The sequence below is a fragment of the Paenibacillus sp. FSL R5-0341 genome, assembly GCF_037975235.1.
In the GTDB taxonomy this organism is placed as follows: domain Bacteria; phylum Bacillota; class Bacilli; order Paenibacillales; family Paenibacillaceae; genus Paenibacillus; species Paenibacillus amylolyticus_A.
Map to the genome: position 1 here is coordinate 1,795,249 of NZ_CP150241.1, position 16,867 is coordinate 1,812,115.

Annotated in this window: 17 protein-coding genes; 14 read left to right on the forward strand and 3 right to left on the reverse strand. The window is 47.6% G+C overall.

The window, feature by feature from the left end; translation table 11 throughout:
- The first annotated feature begins 4 nt into the window (after positions 1-4).
- From MKX75_RS08205 to MKX75_RS08240, 8 genes are read left to right on the forward strand one after another with little or no spacing between them, the layout of a single operon-like run.
- Positions 5-916: a sugar ABC transporter permease gene (locus tag MKX75_RS08205; protein WP_062833376.1), complete on the forward strand. Its 912-nt coding sequence runs from the start codon at positions 5-7 to the stop codon at positions 914-916.
- Between the two features lie 2 nt (positions 917-918).
- Entirely contained in the window at positions 919-1,782 is an 864-nt protein-coding gene (locus tag MKX75_RS08210) for a carbohydrate ABC transporter permease (RefSeq protein ID WP_017689719.1), read from the forward strand.
- Positions 1,783-1,793: 11 nt separating this feature from the next.
- Positions 1,794-3,260 carry an NHL repeat-containing protein gene (locus MKX75_RS08215; protein ID WP_339169269.1) on the forward strand — a complete coding sequence of 489 codons (1,467 nt, stop codon included), beginning with the start codon at positions 1,794-1,796 and terminating at the stop codon, positions 3,258-3,260.
- Positions 3,241-3,861, forward strand: a complete 621-nt coding sequence (locus MKX75_RS08220) for a YIP1 family protein (protein WP_339169270.1) — start codon at positions 3,241-3,243, stop codon at positions 3,859-3,861. The genes MKX75_RS08215 and MKX75_RS08220 overlap by 20 nt, the downstream gene beginning before the upstream one ends.
- Positions 3,862-3,875: 14 nt before the next feature.
- Positions 3,876-6,461, forward strand: coding sequence for a DUF5696 domain-containing protein (locus MKX75_RS08225; protein WP_339169271.1), 2,586 nt, complete (start codon positions 3,876-3,878; stop codon positions 6,459-6,461).
- A complete protein-coding gene (locus tag MKX75_RS08230; RefSeq protein WP_062833380.1) occupies positions 6,458-7,357 on the forward strand; it encodes a sugar ABC transporter permease in 900 nt (299 codons plus the stop codon). The genes MKX75_RS08225 and MKX75_RS08230 overlap by 4 nt, the downstream gene beginning before the upstream one ends.
- A 28-nt stretch (positions 7,358-7,385) precedes the next feature.
- Positions 7,386-8,396, forward strand: a complete 1,011-nt coding sequence (locus tag MKX75_RS08235; RefSeq protein ID WP_339169273.1) for a carbohydrate ABC transporter permease — start codon at positions 7,386-7,388, stop codon at positions 8,394-8,396.
- Positions 8,397-8,425: 29 nt separating this feature from the next.
- Positions 8,426-9,388, forward strand: a complete 963-nt coding sequence (locus MKX75_RS08240; RefSeq protein ID WP_339169274.1) for a glycosyl hydrolase — start codon at positions 8,426-8,428, stop codon at positions 9,386-9,388.
- A 126-nt stretch (positions 9,389-9,514) separates the two neighbouring features.
- On the opposite strand, the gene MKX75_RS08245 is transcribed toward MKX75_RS08240, so the two are convergent.
- A complete protein-coding gene (locus MKX75_RS08245) occupies positions 9,515-9,784 on the reverse strand; it encodes a hypothetical protein (RefSeq protein WP_076330220.1) in 270 nt (89 codons plus the stop codon).
- Positions 9,785-10,007: 223 nt separating this feature from the next.
- Between MKX75_RS08245 and MKX75_RS08250 the strand changes: the two genes are divergently transcribed.
- The 4 genes from MKX75_RS08250 (at position 10,008) to MKX75_RS08265 (ending at position 13,094) form a co-directional block, all read left to right on the forward strand.
- Positions 10,008-10,616, forward strand: a complete 609-nt coding sequence (locus tag MKX75_RS08250) for a DUF1349 domain-containing protein (protein ID WP_076330221.1) — start codon at positions 10,008-10,010, stop codon at positions 10,614-10,616.
- A gap of 78 nt (positions 10,617-10,694) precedes the next feature.
- Positions 10,695-11,540, forward strand: a complete 846-nt coding sequence (locus MKX75_RS08255; RefSeq protein ID WP_339169276.1) for an AraC family transcriptional regulator — start codon at positions 10,695-10,697, stop codon at positions 11,538-11,540.
- 217 nt (positions 11,541-11,757) lie between these two features.
- The gene (locus MKX75_RS08260; protein ID WP_339169278.1) at positions 11,758-12,309 is read left to right on the forward strand and encodes a nucleotidyltransferase family protein; all 552 of its coding nucleotides are present in this window, start codon (positions 11,758-11,760) and stop codon (positions 12,307-12,309) included.
- Positions 12,310-12,359: 50 nt separating this feature from the next.
- Positions 12,360-13,094 (forward strand): YdcF family protein, encoded by a 735-nt coding sequence (locus tag MKX75_RS08265; RefSeq protein ID WP_339169279.1) that lies wholly within the window; start codon positions 12,360-12,362, stop codon positions 13,092-13,094.
- A gap of 99 nt (positions 13,095-13,193) precedes the next feature.
- On the opposite strand, the gene MKX75_RS08270 is transcribed toward MKX75_RS08265, so the two are convergent.
- Both MKX75_RS08270 and MKX75_RS08275 read right to left on the reverse strand, forming a co-directional pair.
- Positions 13,194-14,504: a M56 family metallopeptidase gene (locus MKX75_RS08270; protein WP_254847787.1), complete on the reverse strand. Its 1,311-nt coding sequence runs from the start codon at positions 14,502-14,504 to the stop codon at positions 13,194-13,196.
- A 6-nt stretch (positions 14,505-14,510) separates the two neighbouring features.
- Positions 14,511-14,885: a BlaI/MecI/CopY family transcriptional regulator gene (locus tag MKX75_RS08275; RefSeq protein ID WP_076330224.1), complete on the reverse strand. Its 375-nt coding sequence runs from the start codon at positions 14,883-14,885 to the stop codon at positions 14,511-14,513.
- A gap of 167 nt (positions 14,886-15,052) precedes the next feature.
- On the opposite strand from MKX75_RS08275, the gene MKX75_RS08280 reads away from it, so the two are divergent.
- Complete coding sequence (locus MKX75_RS08280; protein WP_076330225.1) at positions 15,053-15,574, forward strand: hypothetical protein; 522 nt, start codon at positions 15,053-15,055, stop codon at positions 15,572-15,574.
- A 116-nt stretch (positions 15,575-15,690) separates the two neighbouring features.
- Entirely contained in the window at positions 15,691-16,581 is an 891-nt protein-coding gene (locus MKX75_RS08285; RefSeq protein ID WP_076330226.1) for a TIGR01777 family oxidoreductase, read from the forward strand.
- Positions 16,582-16,867 lie beyond the last annotated feature (286 nt).

Consider the following 16,867-nt stretch of genomic DNA (forward strand, 5'->3'; position numbering starts at 1 on the left):
AAGGATGGGCATGAAATCGTGGTGGAGCTGGAAGCTCCAGGAAATGAAGGCCAGCAAACATTCCTATGTCCTGCTTGCACCTTATATGCTCCTGTTCATCATGTTTACCGTGATCCCGGTTGTCATCTCGATCATACTCAGCTTCACCTACTTTAACATGCTGGAATTTCCGCGTTTTATTGGCTGGCAGAACTATACTCGTCTGTTTCTGGAGGATGATGTATTCCTGATTGCGATCAAGAATACGTTGCTGTTCGCTATTATTACCGGACCAATCAGTTATATTGCCTGTTTCGTCTTCGCATGGATCATTAATGAGTTAACGCCGAAATGGAGAGCGTTCATGACGCTGATCTTCTATGCGCCCTCCATCTCGGGCAATGTATATTTTATCTGGCTGATGATCTTCTCGGGAGATCGTTATGGCATTGCGAATGGGTTGTTGATCAAATGGGGCTTTCTGCTGGAGCCGATCCAATGGTTGAAGACAGAAGCTTACATTATGCCGATCCTCATTCTTGTGCAGCTGTGGCTGAGTCTGGGCACTGGATTTCTGGCCTTTATCGCTGGTTTGCAGACGGTGGACCGGACATTGTACGAAGCGGGAGCGGTGGATGGCATCAAGAATCGCTGGCAGGAGCTATGGTACATCACCTTGCCTTCGATGCGTCCGCAGCTCATGTTCGGCGCAGTCATTCAGCTCACAACCTCGTTTGCCGTGGCCGATGTGTCGATCGCACTGGCCGGGTTCCCGAGCGTGAACTATGCGGCAGAGACGGTGGTCACCCACTTGATCGACTTCGGTACAACACGGTTTGAGATGGGCTACGCCTCGGCGATTGCCACCGTACTGTTCATGATTATGGTGGGCACCAACTTGCTGGTACAGAAACTGCTTCGAAGGGTGGGAGAATAGCTATGGCTGCAATTGCGACAGGCAAAAAGCGGGTAAATCGCTCGCTATCGGGAAGTCTCTCCCTGTTTGCCCTTCTGCTCGTATTTGGTGCCTTCATGGTGCTACCGCTGATCTATGCAATCAACAATGCATTCAAACCATTGGATGAGATTTTCACCTTTCCACCAACGCTATTTGTCAAAAATCCGACGTTCAGCAACTTTACAGATCTGCTGAATCTGCTGAGTGACTCGTGGGTGCCGTTCTCACGTTATATATTCAACACGGTGTTTATAACCGGCATCGGTATCGTAGGCCATGTGCTGCTAGCTTCCGCAGCGGCTTACCCGCTTGCCAAACACAAGTTTCCGGGCAAAGTATTCATGTTCCAAGTGGTCGTACTGTCACTGATGTTCACACCTGCGGTGACGGCCATTCCGAACTATATGATCATGTCATGGCTCGGATGGATCGACACCTACTGGGCCGTTATTATTCCGGCATTTGCCTATTCACTCGGGTTATATCTGATGAAGCAGTTCATGGAGCAGATCCCGGATGCGCTGCTGGAAGCGGCCAAGATTGATGGTGCCAGTGAATATCGGATCTTCTGGTCCATCGTCATGCCCAATGTGAAACCAGCCTGGCTTACATTGATCATTCTACTGTTCCAGATGTTATGGGGCAGTGATGGCAATGGATACATCTACAGCGAGCAGCTCAAGACCCTGCATTATGCAGCAGGTCAGATTATTCAGGGCGGAATATCCCGGGCAGGAGCGGGTGCTGCGGTAGCACTGATTTTGATGAGTGTGCCGATCACGCTATTTATCTTCTCTCAGAGCCGAATCATTGAGACGATGGCGAGTTCGGGCATGAAGGATTAAGGGGGAGCGATATGGCACGCACAGTGAAAAGATGGCTTGTTCTCCTGGCGGCAGTATCTCTGCTGCTAGTGAATGCCGTGCCTGCGGCGGCCTCCCCGGCGCCGTATGAGAGTTATAACTACAACTACTGGAAAGAGGCTGTTCCTTCACCAGATGCCTATCTGCCCGAGCGTACCATATCTGGCCGTGACCTCGGCATTAGTGAGTTCAAAGACCCCGGTGATGTGAATGTTTCACCCTCCGGGTCGATCTATATTTTGGATAGCGGCAACGGCCGAATTGTCGTATTGGACCCAGGCTTTAAGCTGCTGCGCGTAATCGATGGATTCATGATGGAGGGCATCAAGGAGACCTTTAATCTTCCAGGTGGATTATTTGTAGATGAAGAAGAACGCATATACGTCGCCGATACGGGCAACAGTCGTGTAGTTGTCCTGGATGGAGAGGGGACGCTGATACAAACCATCACGAAGCCTGAGTCGGATATCCTATCGACCCAATTCCAGTTCCAGCCCTTGAAGCTGACGGTGGACCATGTAGGCCGAGTGTATGTTGTGGCACAGGGGGTCTACGAAGGCATCATGCAGTTTGACGAGAGTGGGAAATTTATCGGATACGTCGGTACCAACAAAGTGGAGCGGGACTACGGCGAATATATCTGGCGCATGTTATCGACCAAAGCCCAGCGCGCACAGATGGTCCTGTTTGTTCCAACGGAGTTCTCCAATGCGGATATTGATCACAAAGGATTCGTGTATGCGACGAATATTGATCCCGGCTCGAATGAACCGATCAAGCGGCTTAACCCGTCTGGCGAAGATGTACTGAAACGGTTTGGTTATTACGATGTCAAAGGCGATATCCGGTTCCGTAACAATCCCGGTCCATCCAAACTGATTGATGTGAAAGTGCTTGGCAATGGCATGTACAGTGTACTGGATGCGACACAGAACCGGGTGTTCACGTACGACGATGAAGGTCATCTGCTCTACATATACGGTGGCAAAGGAAATCAGGTCGGCACGCTCAAAACACCTGTCGCGATTGAACAATCGGGTGAGCACCACTTGGTTCTGGATCGGGGCAAAAACAACCTTGTCGTCTATGAGCCGACCCGTTTTGGTGCCCGTGTGAATGAAGCGGTGGCACTCCACTATCGGGGCGAGGACACAGAGGCCGTGAATATATGGAGAGAAGTGCTTAAGCTGAATGCTAACTATGACATCGCTTATATCGGTATCGGCAAGTCCTTATTAATGGAGAAGAAAAACGAGGAAGCGCTGGGTTACTTCGAACTTGGAATGGACCGCAAGAGTTATTCTGTCGCGTTCAAGAGGCATCGGCGGGAGATGATGAAGGAACATTTCGGTACATTCCTGACCGCTGCAATCGCGCTGATTGTCATTCTGATCCTGACCCGGGTAGCGGTTAAATGGAGACGGAGGAGGCAGGTTGATCGTGAAGCAGGATTTCATTAAGTTTCCGCTGCATCTCATTTTTCACCCGATTGATGCATTCTGGGACCTCAAGTCGGATAACCGGGGACGGCTTCTTGTTGCTTATGCGACACTGGCGCTTACCATTGTCATGATGATTTTGCAAAAGCAGTACGCTGGATTTCTCGTCAATTACATCGATCCTCGTACGATTAATAGCATCATCGAGATCGCCACGGTTGCGGTCCCTTTCTTTCTATGGTGCACGGCCAACTGGGCGGTAACGACCTTGATGGAAGGGGAAGGCAAGTTCAGGGAAATCGTTCTGGCGACAGGTTACTCGCTCATTCCAATTATTCTGATCTATGCCCCAATGATCGTGATCAGCCGGTTCATGGTGCAGGAGGAGACTGCTTTTTATTATCTGTTCAATAGTATTGCGTTCTTCTGGTTTGTGTTACTTCTGTTCATTGGCATGATGACGGTCCACCAGTACACGGTGATTAGAACAATCATTACAATGGTGCTGACACTCATTGTGATGGGCATTATCGTATTCCTTGGCGCACTGGTCTTCAGCATGCTGCAACAGTTGTACGAATTCGGTTATAACATTTACCGCGAGTTGATTTTTCGGACCTAAAGGAGGCGGCATCCGTGAACAAAAAGCAACGATTATATACGGTGCTGGCTGGTGGTGCAGCTGTAATTATGATTGCAGCCGGGCTGCTGTATATAAACAACAGGGGGGTTCCTGCCGTAGAAGCCGCGGCTTATCTGGATATGACAACCAAAGCCATGCCCGTCACGGAGGACCCGTTGCAGTTCCGTAAGGACTCCTCGCAGGGTGTGCCGGGTATGCAACTGGTCGCCGAAGATCAGAGACTCGCCCTGTATTATAACGAGGAGACAACGGAAATTGCAGTACGTGACGGGAAAAGTGGAGAGATCTGGTATAGCAACCCGAAAGAACGGGCTGAGGACGGTCTTGCTTCCGCTTATGAAAAAGAGGTGCTGTCCTCCCAGTTGAATGTGTCTTTCCGGGATGCGATGGGCACACTGGAGAACTTTCCGAATTTCAGCTCCAGTATTAGCAATAAACAATTCACAGTGGGTCAGATCGATCAAGGGATTCGGGTGAATTATACGCTTGGTGATACGTCACTTGGCATTGATGCGCTGCCTAAACTGATTAGCAAACAGCGTCTGGAGGAGAAAGTGCTTTCCAAGCTGGATGCTACTGTCGCAAGGTACACATCTGCCCGATATTATCCAACCAAGAGCAATCCGGATATTCTGGAACGGCTGGATGGACAGATTTCGAAGCAACTTGTGCTGAACAAGATGCTGGTTGCCTTTGAGACGGCGGGTTACACGGTGGACGATCTGGCTTTTGACAATCAGGAGAATGGAGTCGAAGGCGGAGGTGTATCGGATAAGCCCAGCTTCGTCATTTCTGTGGAATATCGACTTGAGCAGGGGGCACTTGTTGTGACCGTACCTCTGAGTCAAGTAGAAGAAAGTGGGCAATACCGCATTCGGAATATTGATTTGCTCGCTTATTTTGGTGCGGCGGATACGAAGGGTGAGGGTTACATGCTCGTGCCCGACGGTTCAGGCAGCCTGATCCATCTGAACAACGGAAAAACCCAGGAAGAGCAGTATGTACAGCGGGTATATGGCGCAGACCCAAATGATAATTCGCTCAGTCGTCCTCAGGTTAGCGAATCCGCGTATATGCCTGTGTTTGGTCTGAAGAACGGGGAGAATGCCTGGTTTGCAGTCATTGAAAAAGGGGATGGCATTGCCAGTATCTCTGCGGATATTGGCGGCAGACAGAATAGCTACAACCATGTACACGCGACCTTCTCCCTGCGCGGAGAGGATGAGCTAGAGATGTACACCTCGCAGAAAATGCAGGAGATTCAGCTGCTTAGCGATGAGCCTTTCCGTGGAGATATTCAGGTGCGTTATCATTTTCTTCATGGAGAAGATGCCAGTTACTCAGGAATGGCCCGCCTGTATCAGCAGCAGTTGATCGAGCAGGATGTATTGCAGCCACTCTCAGAACAGACGGAGTTGCCGTTTTATGTGGATGTGCTTGGTGCAGTGGACAAAAAGGCTTCGTTCCTGAGTGTGCCTTATCGGACCACCTTAGCCATGACGACGTACGAACAGGCCACCGAAATGGCGGCGAAGTTACAGCAGGAAGGTGTGAACCGCGTACAGATGCGTTATCAGGGATGGTTCGGTGGCGGCATCAGCCATCATACGCCAACCCGGGTGAAATTGGATAGTGAAGTAGGTAGTCGTTCCGAGCTACAAGCATTGTCCGCTAAGCTGGAGCAGTCGGGTGGAGCTCTGTTCCCGGATGTGGCTTTCCAGCACATGTATCACGATGATTTGCGCTTTGCTCCTTCCTCGGATGCAGCTCGGTTTGTAACGAAGGAGACCGCGGAACTGTATCCATACAATCCTGCCCTTAATCGCATGGATCAGAGTAAGGACAGCTATTATTTGCTCTCAGCGGCCAAGCTTCCTTATGTGGTGAGTGAGTTTGCTGACAAATTCAATAAACTGGGCCTTGGTGGATTATCTCTTCGTGATCTCGGGCAGGTCCTGACTTCAGATTATCGGGATAGTCGGGTGATTCATCGGGAGACGGCGAAGAACATTGTGAAGGAGCAGCTGGGCAAGCTGGAACAATCCTATCCGAACCTGATGGTATCCGCAGCCAATAGTTACGCTTGGGGAAGTGCACAACATGTTGTGAATGTACCCGCAGGGTCGAGTCGGTTCAATATTACCGATGAAGAAGTTCCTTTTTATGCGATGGTCATTCATGGATACATGAACTATGCGGCATCTCCGATGAACACGTCGGGGGATCAGGATCTCCGCAAACAGTTGCTGCGCAGTCTGGAGCTTGGGGCAGCTCCATATTTTCAATGGACCTATGAACCATCATCCAGGCTGAAGCTGACGAATTATGATTCGGCCTACGCAACGGAGTATGCATATTGGGTGGATGATGCCGTTGCCTTGTATAAGCAGGCCAATGAAGTGCTGGGAAATCTGGCGAATGAGCAGATTCTCAAGCATGAACGCATTCAGGATGGCGTGGTCCGAATCACCTATACTGGGGGTACATCCATCCTTGTGAATTACAATGCGGATGCAGTAACCGTGGATGGAACAACGGTTGGCGGGACGGACTATGTGGTGGGAGGAATGAACCGATGAGGACCATTCGATTATCGCTGAAGTCACGGAGAGCGCTGCTTGGACTTGCATTTATTTCTCCGTGGTTGCTCGGTTTCATCTTCCTCTTTGCCACACCACTCCTGCAATCGATTCGGTTCAGTCTGAGTAATCTGTCCGTTGCTCCGGGCGGGTACGTTCTGGACTTCGTTGGATTTAAAAATTTCAAGGATGCACTTCTGGTTGACGCTACATTCAACCGGATTCTAGTGGATTCAGTTGGAGCGATGGTACTGAACGTGCCGATGATTCTGTTCTTCAGTTTGTTTACGGCGACATTGCTCAACCAGAAGTTCAGAGGCAGAACGATGGCACGTGCGATCTTTTTCCTGCCGGTTATTCTGGCTTCCAGTGCAGTCGCAGCAGCTGAGTCTGCGGGATTAATCAATCTAATGGGGGATGCGAGTGCGGTGGATGCATCAGCTGATGGCGGTGCTTCGTTCAACGTGGTATCCATTGTGCGGATGCTGGCGGATGTGGGACTACCGATGGCCTATGTGGATTACATTGTAGAAGCCATCATGCGGATCTATGAGATTATTAGTAGCTCAGGCGTTCAGATTCTGATCTTCCTCGCCGCGCTGCAATCAGTACCAGGATCGATGTATGAGGTTGCGAAGATCGAAGGGGCGACAGCCTATGAATCGTTCTGGAAAATTACATTTCCCATGGTCAGTCCGTTGATTCTGACGAATGTCATCTATACGATCATTGATTCATTTGCCGGGAGTCCAGTCACACAGGCCATCTACCAAACCGCATTCAAAACCCAGAACTTTGGCTTAAGCTCGGCGATGTCCTGGCTGTACACGCTGGTCATTGGTCTTGTCCTGATCGTAGTAGGCTGGGTGCTGTCACGGCGGGTTCACTACAACTGACGGTTAACATTAAGGGAGGCTTCAGATTATGGCTGCATCAGGGACAGATCGCATGGTGGTAGTTCCGAAGCAGAATTATCACATGCATCGGGTGCGAAACAAGACATCGGACCTTCTCTATTCTATATTCAGATATGCACTGGTCATCGGTATTTCATTTATTATTTTATACCCGTTATTTCTCAAAGTGTCAGTTGCGTTCAAGGATAAGCAGGATATCTACAATCCAACGATCTATATAATTCCCCAGCACTTTACATTGGATAATATCCGGCTAGCGGCGCAAGTGATGGATTACCTGCCTCTGCTGGCGAACACGTTATTGTTCGTTACCATTACAACGCTTCTGACAGCCATGTCCTGTGCGCTTGCAGGATACGGCTTCGCCCGGTTTACTTTTCCGGGTAGCAATGTGCTCTTTGTGCTGGTAATTCTCACGATTCTGGTACCGACAAGTACGCTCATGGTGCCGATGTATCTGCATTTCCGCAGCTTTGACTTTCTGGGCATCATCCAGTTGTTCACCGGAACAAATGGCATCAATCTGCTGAATACGTACTGGCCTTCCATAATTACGGCCGCTACAGCGGGAGGACTGAAGGCTGGACTGTTCATCTATATATTCCGCCAGTTCTTCAAGGGCATGCCGAAGGAAATCGAGGAGGCTGCACTGATTGACGGCGCTGGTGGATTCAAAACATTTGCTCGAATCATGTTGCCCAATGCAATATCGCCATTGATTACGGTCATTTTGTTCTCCTTTGTATGGCAGTACAATGATACATTCTATTCGGCATTGTTCATGAGTGAAAGTCCACTGATCTCGCTGAAGGTGGCTTCCTTACCTGCTCAGGCGAACCAGTTGATTCCGCAACTGATGGGATTTGGCTCGAACTCGGGCATTAAGGCCGATCCAAACTATGTGGCCATGATCGTGGATACAGGCATTTTGCTGGCGATTGCACCGCTGATTATTTTGTATCTGTTTGTACAGCGCTATTTTGTGGAGAGTATTGAACGTTCCGGTGTCGTTGGTTAACATGGTAAACCCAATTGGAGGTGTGAGTGATGACGGTGCGTACGATCAACAGTGCTCCGGTGAATGAAGCAGCGACATCTGAAGCGAGAGAATTAATGGCGTTTCTGGTCGAGCGTTATGGGAAAGGGATGTTGTCAGGTCAGCAGGATTACAGCAATCTGAACTGGATTAATGAAAACACAGGCCGCAAACCAGCTGTGATTGGCTTTGATCTCATGGAATATTCGCCATCAAGAACAGAGCGCGGCGCGGTCTCTCAGGAGATCCGGGATGCGATTGCATGGCACCAACAAGGTGGCATTGTGACGCTGTGCTGGCACTGGAATGCACCGACGGATCTGATCGATGAACCAGGTAAAGAGTGGTGGCGGGGGTTCTATACGAACGCAACCACCTATGATCTAGCATCAGCGCTGGCAAATCCTGAGTCAGAAGAGTACAGACTTTTGATCCGCGATATCGATGTAATTGCATTTCACTTGCAAGAGTTGAAGGATGCTGGTATGCCTGTTTTATTCCGACCCCTTCATGAAGCGGAGGGCGGCTGGTTCTGGTGGGGAGCGAAAGGCCCCGAACCTGCCATACAATTATATCGGTTGTTGTATGATCGATTGGTTCACGAGCACAAACTGCACAATCTCATCTGGGTCTGGAACTCAGAAAAAACGGAATGGTATCCAGGGGATGATGTCGTGGATATTGTGAGTGTAGATGTATACCCGGAGGCAGGAGATCACAGCCCGCTGGCAGCACGTTACGCCAACCTGCGAGAACTTGTGAAGGACAACAAAATCATTGCACTCGCCGAGAACGGTTCCATCCCTGATCCTGAGCAAATGAAGGAACAGGATGTGCACTGGAGTTGGTTCTGTACTTGGACAGGTCGATTCCTCAGAGATGGGACACATAATGATGTGGCGTTTTTGAAGAAAGTGTATAACAGCGAAGAGGTCATTACGCTCGATCAGTTACCGAAGTGGAGTTGGTTGTAGGGCTGTCATCTGAAAGAATACTCAACGTACAAAAAGCGTCAGCAAGGCATGAGAGAATTATGCCAATGCTGACGCTTTTTATATGAAACGATCTCATGTGAATGGATGCAAGTCTCAATGAATGAGCTAATTTGCTGTGCTGGATACCAAATCGCTAATTTTCGGAAACAATGCTTCGTTAGAAGTGAACAGAATGTAGGATTGATTGGTAGTACGGATCAGGATCGTTTCGGAGGCACCGTACGCTGCTCCTATTCGAACGGCTGATAGTTCGCTGCCACCATATGTATCGTCAAGGGTAACTGACGTAATGTTGGAGATGGGAATTTCAATTTTGGAAAACTGCCACCGGATGACCAGTTGATCTTCTATTTTTTTCACGTTAACACCAAACATAGGATGACCTCCTGTTGTGATTCATATCATTGAAGTAATAGCGTATGTCCAGTTTATCATATTTTGGATAAAATTACCTTATTAATAATGAAAAGTGACGATCTCTATCAACTGATATCAGGGATGGGAACTTGATGAAAAACATACAGGATTAACCATGATACATATCGAATACAAATAGAGAAATTAGAGAACTTATACTCCAACATAAAGGGTGTGCCACATGACGAATCTATTCGAACAATGTTCAGGTCAAACATTATCTGCTAATCTGGGATGGCTGAACGAGCCAGCGGATTGGTCCATTGAAGACGGCAAAGTAACGATAACCGTTTCGCCGATCAGTGACTTTTTCATTGATCCGGGAGGTGACCCGGTCAAAGCCTCAGCACCATTTTTACATACGATAGTAAAGGGAGATTTCAGCATTGTCACTCAAGTACAGGTGGACATGAAAGAACAGTATGACTCGGGTTGCCTGATGGTGAGAGTGGACGATACGAATTGGGCTAAAGTTTGCTTTGAGTATTTCGAAGAACAGCCGTCCATTCTCAGTGTCGTGACTCGTGGTAACTCGGATGATTGTGTATCAGCACCTGTAGAGGTTAGCAAGCCTTATTTACGTGTAGCTCGGGCAGGCAACAGCTTTGCGTTCCATTATTCTCAGGATGGAGAGAAGTGGAAGCTGGTTCGCTATTTCGGTCTCGACTGCCCGGAAGAGATCAAAGTTGGCATTGTGGCCCAATCCCCCATTGGGCAGGGGACGACGGTTACTTTTACAAATGTACAGCTTCAACATGGGGTGACGGGAAGTGTTCGCCGGGTAGAGTAACCGGACAAATGAAAGCACAGCATGACAGGTTATTGGGTTGTTTTTCAGTTATATTAGACATCAAGGAGTGATTAACACATGAACTGGATCAACTCATTACAGGTCGCTATTCAATATATGGAAGACCACTTGCTCGAAAATATGACGACGGAGCAGATTGCAGCGCAAGCCCATATCTCTCCTTTTCATTTTCAACGTACCTTTGCCATACTAACTGATGTTACTGTGGCCGAGTACATAAGACGCAGACGATTGACATTGGCGGCACATGAGCTGCTTCAGAGTGATATTAAAATTATCGATTTGGCGCTTAAATATGGTTTCGATACACCGGAATCTTTCTCCAAAGCCTTTCGTAGACAACATGGTATCGCACCCAGTGAGGCTCGAAAGAATAGTAACGCTGTCCAATCGTATAATCGTCTGGTGATTCAAGTGAGTCTACAAGGAGCAGAACCGATGAAGTATAAAATCGTTGAACATCCCGAATTTACGTTGGTCGGAGTAGAGCAAACTTTCTCATATGCAGATGGAGAACATCTGCAAGGCATGGGAAAGATGTGGCAGGAAGTGTGGACGAGTGGTACAGAGGATCGTTTGTTTGAACTGAACAATGGGGATATTCAAGGATTACTCGGTGTCGTTGTGGATCAGAACGAAATTCAGGAGAAACAGATGCAATACTGGATTGCTACGACTTACGATGGTGAAGTACCGGAAGAATTATCAAGCTTCACTATGCCTGCTTCCAAATGGAGTGTATTTGAAGTAGAAGGCCCGATGCCGGAGAGCATGCAGCTACTGTGGAAACAGATTATTTCGGAATGGTTTCCATCCAATCCTTATGAGCACGCGTATATGCCAGAGCTGGAAGTATACCCGGGACCCAACCAACCGCCGCAAATCTGGATACCGATTAAATAAATATTAACCATTTCAAACGCTATACAAATGTAGCCCATAGACAGTCGGATAACCGAAGCTGTTTATGGGTTATTTGGTTGTGATTAATCAGGGATTCGAAGTTGTACAGAGGATGTTCAAGCGTTGTTCATTTTATTGCAACTAGGTAAACATGATATATTGGAACAAGAGTTTATCGCATTAAGAGAACAATAAGGTGAAGTGCAGGGAGGCAAACGTGTTGCATGTGGAGAAATTCGTTCGAGCGATTATGGAGCATGAGGAATTAATGCACGACCTGCGGCGAGTTCGAAGTCTGCAATTGCCTCAATGTTACATAGGCGCAGGATATGTTCGTAATTATATCTGGGATCTTCTTCATGGATATGCCCTTCGCGAGCTGCATAGTGATATCGATGTTGTCTATTATGATGCGTCAGACCTGCTTGAGGAACGAGACATCCAGTTGGAGCGTCAGCTTCGTGAGTTGACAGGCAATGCCAAGTGGTCGGTCAAAAATCAGGCGAGAATGCATCTGCGCAATGGCACAGTTCCTTATCAATCTACTGAGGATGCTCTTCGCTATTGGCCAGAAGTTGTGACTGCCATAGGAGTACAGCTGGATGAAGAGGATCAGGTGAACATCTGTGCTCCGCATGGCTTGCATGATCTGTATCAACTCGTAGTCCGCAAAAGTCCGTTCTTCACGGATGCCGACTATTATAATCAACGCGTACAGAAGAAGTGCTGGCAGGAACAATGGCCGAAACTAACGATAATAACAGCCTGAATAATAAGGGATATGCGGAATTGCGAGTACAAGAAGGAGTGTCTACGGATTTGATAAAAAAGTTCTTACAAAAAAATGGACTGATCATTGATCTTGTCCTGTTGGCATGTTTTGTGGCATTTCTGATCTTCTGGGGCCAAAGGTTTGCAGTCATGTTTTTCGGAATTATCACGGTGGCTTTTATCGTGCTAAGACGAATCGACTATCAGAAGCATGTTATTCTGAAGCGGATTATCCTCACCGGATTTGGCGTGGTTGCCGTCTCTTTTGTCATTATTGAAGCACTTGTATTCACACAGCTTGGTGCGAATGATCCGGAAGAAGCGGATTATGTTATTATTCTGGGTTCGGGTATCAGAGGAACAGAATTGTCATTGACACTGAAGCAAAGGCTGGATGCCAGTCTGGACTACATTCGCAGTCATCCTCAGACACCGGTCATTGTATCGGGTGGGCAGGGACCTGGAGAATCAATTCCTGAAGCACTCGCCATGAAAAACTATCTGATTGAACAGGGGATTAGCCCCGCCCAAGTCATTATGGAAGATCGCTCCACAAGCACACAGGAGAATTTGGCCTTTTCCAAAAAAATCATTCTTGAATCCGGGCTGGAGCACCCCGAGATCATGATTGTCACCAGTGACTATCATATGTTCCGCTCCAAATACATCGCTGCCAAGAACGGTTATGCGGCAGAATACGGCATATCGGCCCCGTCACCGGGTTATCTGAAACCCATCAACATGATCCGTGAATATTTTGCTACGATCAAAACATTTATCTAACGCACATGATAGAAAAGCGGAAACAGGACGAAGCGGAGATCTATGATCTATGCTTCGTCCTGTTTGCATACAAGGATGCTATTGCTCCTTAACGATAGGTTATTTTTCTGAAGGAGCAGGTACAGTTACTGAAACCTTATCCCCAGGGAGAGCTACGATTTCAGGAGATTCACCCGTAAAAGGAACAGTGGCTGATTCTACAACTTTAGCCTCAGAAGGGTTAGTAGTAGAAGGTTCAGTAGCAGACGGAACTGGCACAGCTTCGGAAACTTCATCCTCAGGGAGAGCCTCGATTTCAGGAGTTTCGGAAGGAGCAGTTACAGCTTCGGAAATTCCGACCTTGTTGGGAGAAGCTACGATTTCAGAAGATTCATCAGTAGAAGGAACAGGCACAGCTTCAGTAGCATGGGCTTCTACTTTAACTGTGTGGTTTGATGCCCATACGGCGGTGGACGTACTTACGCCTGTAATAAGCAGGAGGGCTCCCATACTTAACATCCAATGTTTCTTTTTCAGTTTCTTTACATTAAGCATAATCATCAATCTCCTCTTTAATTGTTTGCCTTCACCCGATAGGGACGAACAAAATTGAGCAGGCATTTTCTTGGTTCCTGCCATCACATTTAAAATCGTCTCACCATATCGTCTCCGCTCTTCATGAGACATCTCTTTCACCACCTCTTCATCACAGGCCAACTCGCTCCAGGTATGAATGTCCCGGCGAATCATATGAGTCAAAGGATTGAACCAGTGCAGGGCACTAACTCCCAGGGTCAAAGCTTTGACCCACAGATCTTTATGTTTTAGATGTACCAACTCATGATGAATCACCATGCTGATGTCCATTTTTACCGTATTTTCTGGTGGAAGATATATCGTTGGTTTGAAGAATCCAACCAGTATAGGGCTCCGTACTACGGTGCTGTGAGCAAGCGTGATATTGCTTTTGAGTCCAAAAGCCTCTTTGATTAATGGTAGTTGTATAGCTGCTTCACTGTGACGAAGGACTGGGGTACGTGTACGTGATAGTTCATTCAGAAATCTCCGATAACAGTACACCTGCCATGCAGAAAAACCAATGACGCCAATGCCCCATATGCATAACAAGAACCAGGCTGTGGTTACAGAAATAGTTTGTTCCGGGATAAACGTTCCAGCAAGTAAGCCTGAAGCTGATGCATTCTCCGTACCCGGTATAGTTGATGTCGTTTGGAATGCAATATCCAAAAGCCATGAAAGGCCAAGAGATACCGGAAACACATAAAATAAGAGAGCCAATTTACCGAGTCTGTAGAGCCATTTGGTCGGAAAAACAGGTACGGGTATAAGTCTCAGCGTCAAAATACAAACAGAAACGATACTTCCCGCCACGGTCAGGCTACACAGAATTTCAAAAAAGATGTTCATCATCTGCACCTACTTTTCCGAAAGCCATTTTTTCAGTTCTGAAATGTCGTCGTCTGAAAGCTTGTCGCCGTCATACATGGCTGAAACCAAATTCTTGACTGAACCTTGATAGAGTCCATCAAGAACATGCTGCGTTTCCTGTAGTTTGTAATCTTCGGGCTGTAGAAGAGGCATATAATCATTGGTTCGTCCACGTCTTGTGACGGTAAGTGCGCCTTTATCCACCAACCGTGACAAAAAGGTAGACATCGTCTGCGCTTTCCACGCTTTTCCCTTATCAGCGAAGATGTCCAATAGTTCTGTCGAGGTGACGGGTGGATCGCATGACCATATCACGACCATTAACTCCATTTCTGTTTCGGATAATTTTTGAATCCGGTTCACCGTGAACACTCCTTCACATCGTTATGCGTCCATAACGATCGTATTACTACACTACGTAGTACGTATAAACTACTACAACTTGTAGTGGATAGTCAAGTTATCCTGATAGCTGATTGCCAAACCATGTTATAATATAGGTCATTAATAGAAGAACGATGTAGGAGTGAATGATCATTACAGCATATCAATTACCTGCTCTATATGAGCAGAAGAAAGTTTCAATGCACGAGATGGAAGAGATTGTACGACTGTTGGCCCAAGCACCGCTACTATATGATGATGGACAGAGCATTCAGGTTCAGGACTACATGGGGGGATTGGAGGTCGAACTTGAGCATGAGGTGCGTCGTGCAGTGACCGAGTTGTATGGACTGGCTGTTCAGGCCTGCCGCGCCTTCGCTGATCCATTGGCGTACGAGCAGTTTCAGGATGCGCTTGGGTTACAGGCTGAGTTATGGCAGGAGGGAGTGCTCACTCTTGCGAAGTGGATGGACTGGTTGAAGCAGATTAGTGAAGGAAAGAAAATACTGCCAGAGTATAACTTTACAGCCATGCTTGGCAACTTGCCAGACGGATTCATGATCCATGACTTTTATGATGAACTCCGATATCAATTAGAACAAAACGCTGCAAACGCATGGGCGATCGAAGAGCGGGATCGTTTGTACGCAGCTCTGGGTGCGAATTAAATCAAACCAAATGGTCACCAGCGGTGTTTAATCTAATATAGGCATTATGCATGCATAGAAGCATTCCAATCTATATCTTGCGATTCTTTACCCAGTATGGGAAATGAGGGGATACCGTGAAGAAGATTGTATTGGCTGGTGGAACGGGATTTGTCGGACAGGATTTTGCACAAAGGTTCAAGAAGCTGGGTTACGAGGTGCTGATCATCTCGCGTCAGGCCGGTCATATTGCCTGGGAGGATCGAGCAGGAATCATAGAGGCACTGGAAGAAGCAGAGATGCTGATTAATCTGACAGGTAAATCGGTGAACTGCCGTTATACGGATGAGAATCGCAAAGTCATTCTGGAATCCAGAACCCGTACTACGCGTATTCTTGGCGAAGCCGTGCTGGCTTGTAATCATCCTCCCGAGTTATGGATTAATTCGAGTACAGCAACCATATACAGACATGCCGAAGATCGTCCCATGACGGAAAAAGAGGGCGAGATTGGCTCTGGCTTCTCGGTTGACGTTGCCAAGGCGTGGGAACAGGCTTTCTTCGAATTCAGTCTGCCATCTACGCGTCAGATTGCATTGCGGATTGCGATTGTGCTGGGGGAGGGCGGCGTGATGGTGCCCATGACGAACCTGGTCCGTTTTGGCCTAGGAGGATCGCAAGGTGCAGGAACACAGCAGTTCAGCTGGATTCATATCGAGGATCTGTTCCGCATGGTGATCTATCTGCAGGAGCATCCACACCTGAATGGTGTGTTCAATGCCTCCTCACCGCATCCCGTTACGAATCGCGAGCTGATGGCAAGCCTGAGAGAGCAGATGGGTGTTCGGATCGGATTACCTTCCCCTCGCTGGATGCTTGAACTGGGCGCACGTTTTATTCAGACCGAAACAGAGCTTGTCCTCAAAAGCCGATGGGTGATTCCCGAGCGATTGGAGAGGGAAGGATTCACTTTCACATACGGTACGCTAGATACCGCTCTTGCCGAGATCTTGAATAAGAAGAAATGACACTTCATACAAAAGAAAACACAACAGGAAGGGCAGAGGCATCTGCCCTTTTGTTATATATGTTCAACTAAACATTTACACGATAACGGAGAGGACAGAAAAAACTTGAAGAAGCGAAGCGTTCGCCTAAAAGCTTTCTGAAAGAATGCTGCATCGGAAGCATATGCTTATCCCCGGATTTCCCCATTTTACAAAAGGATTCAAGAAATCTGGGGGTAACAGCGATCGGAAAGTTGTTCTGTCATCGGAGTATCAGTGTAAATACAATTAGCTGAACTTATAGAGG

Coding starts and splice junctions, on each gene's coding strand:
- MKX75_RS08250 (WP_076330221.1), top strand. CDS start 10,008: ATGACGAATCTATTCGAACAATGTTCAGGTCAAACATTATCTGCTAAT.
- MKX75_RS08240 (WP_339169274.1), top strand. CDS start 8,426: ATGACGGTGCGTACGATCAACAGTGCTCCGGTGAATGAAGCAGCGACA.
- MKX75_RS08210 (WP_017689719.1), top strand. CDS start 919: ATGGCTGCAATTGCGACAGGCAAAAAGCGGGTAAATCGCTCGCTATCG.
- MKX75_RS08215 (WP_339169269.1), top strand. CDS start 1,794: ATGGCACGCACAGTGAAAAGATGGCTTGTTCTCCTGGCGGCAGTATCT.
- MKX75_RS08245 (WP_076330220.1), bottom strand. CDS start 9,784: ATGTTTGGTGTTAACGTGAAAAAAATAGAAGATCAACTGGTCATCCGG.
- MKX75_RS08205 (WP_062833376.1), top strand. CDS start 5: ATGGGCATGAAATCGTGGTGGAGCTGGAAGCTCCAGGAAATGAAGGCC.
- MKX75_RS08255 (WP_339169276.1), top strand. CDS start 10,695: ATGAACTGGATCAACTCATTACAGGTCGCTATTCAATATATGGAAGAC.
- MKX75_RS08280 (WP_076330225.1), top strand. CDS start 15,053: ATGATCATTACAGCATATCAATTACCTGCTCTATATGAGCAGAAGAAA.
- MKX75_RS08270 (WP_254847787.1), bottom strand. CDS start 14,504: ATGATGAACATCTTTTTTGAAATTCTGTGTAGCCTGACCGTGGCGGGA.
- MKX75_RS08230 (WP_062833380.1), top strand. CDS start 6,458: ATGAGGACCATTCGATTATCGCTGAAGTCACGGAGAGCGCTGCTTGGA.
- MKX75_RS08235 (WP_339169273.1), top strand. CDS start 7,386: ATGGCTGCATCAGGGACAGATCGCATGGTGGTAGTTCCGAAGCAGAAT.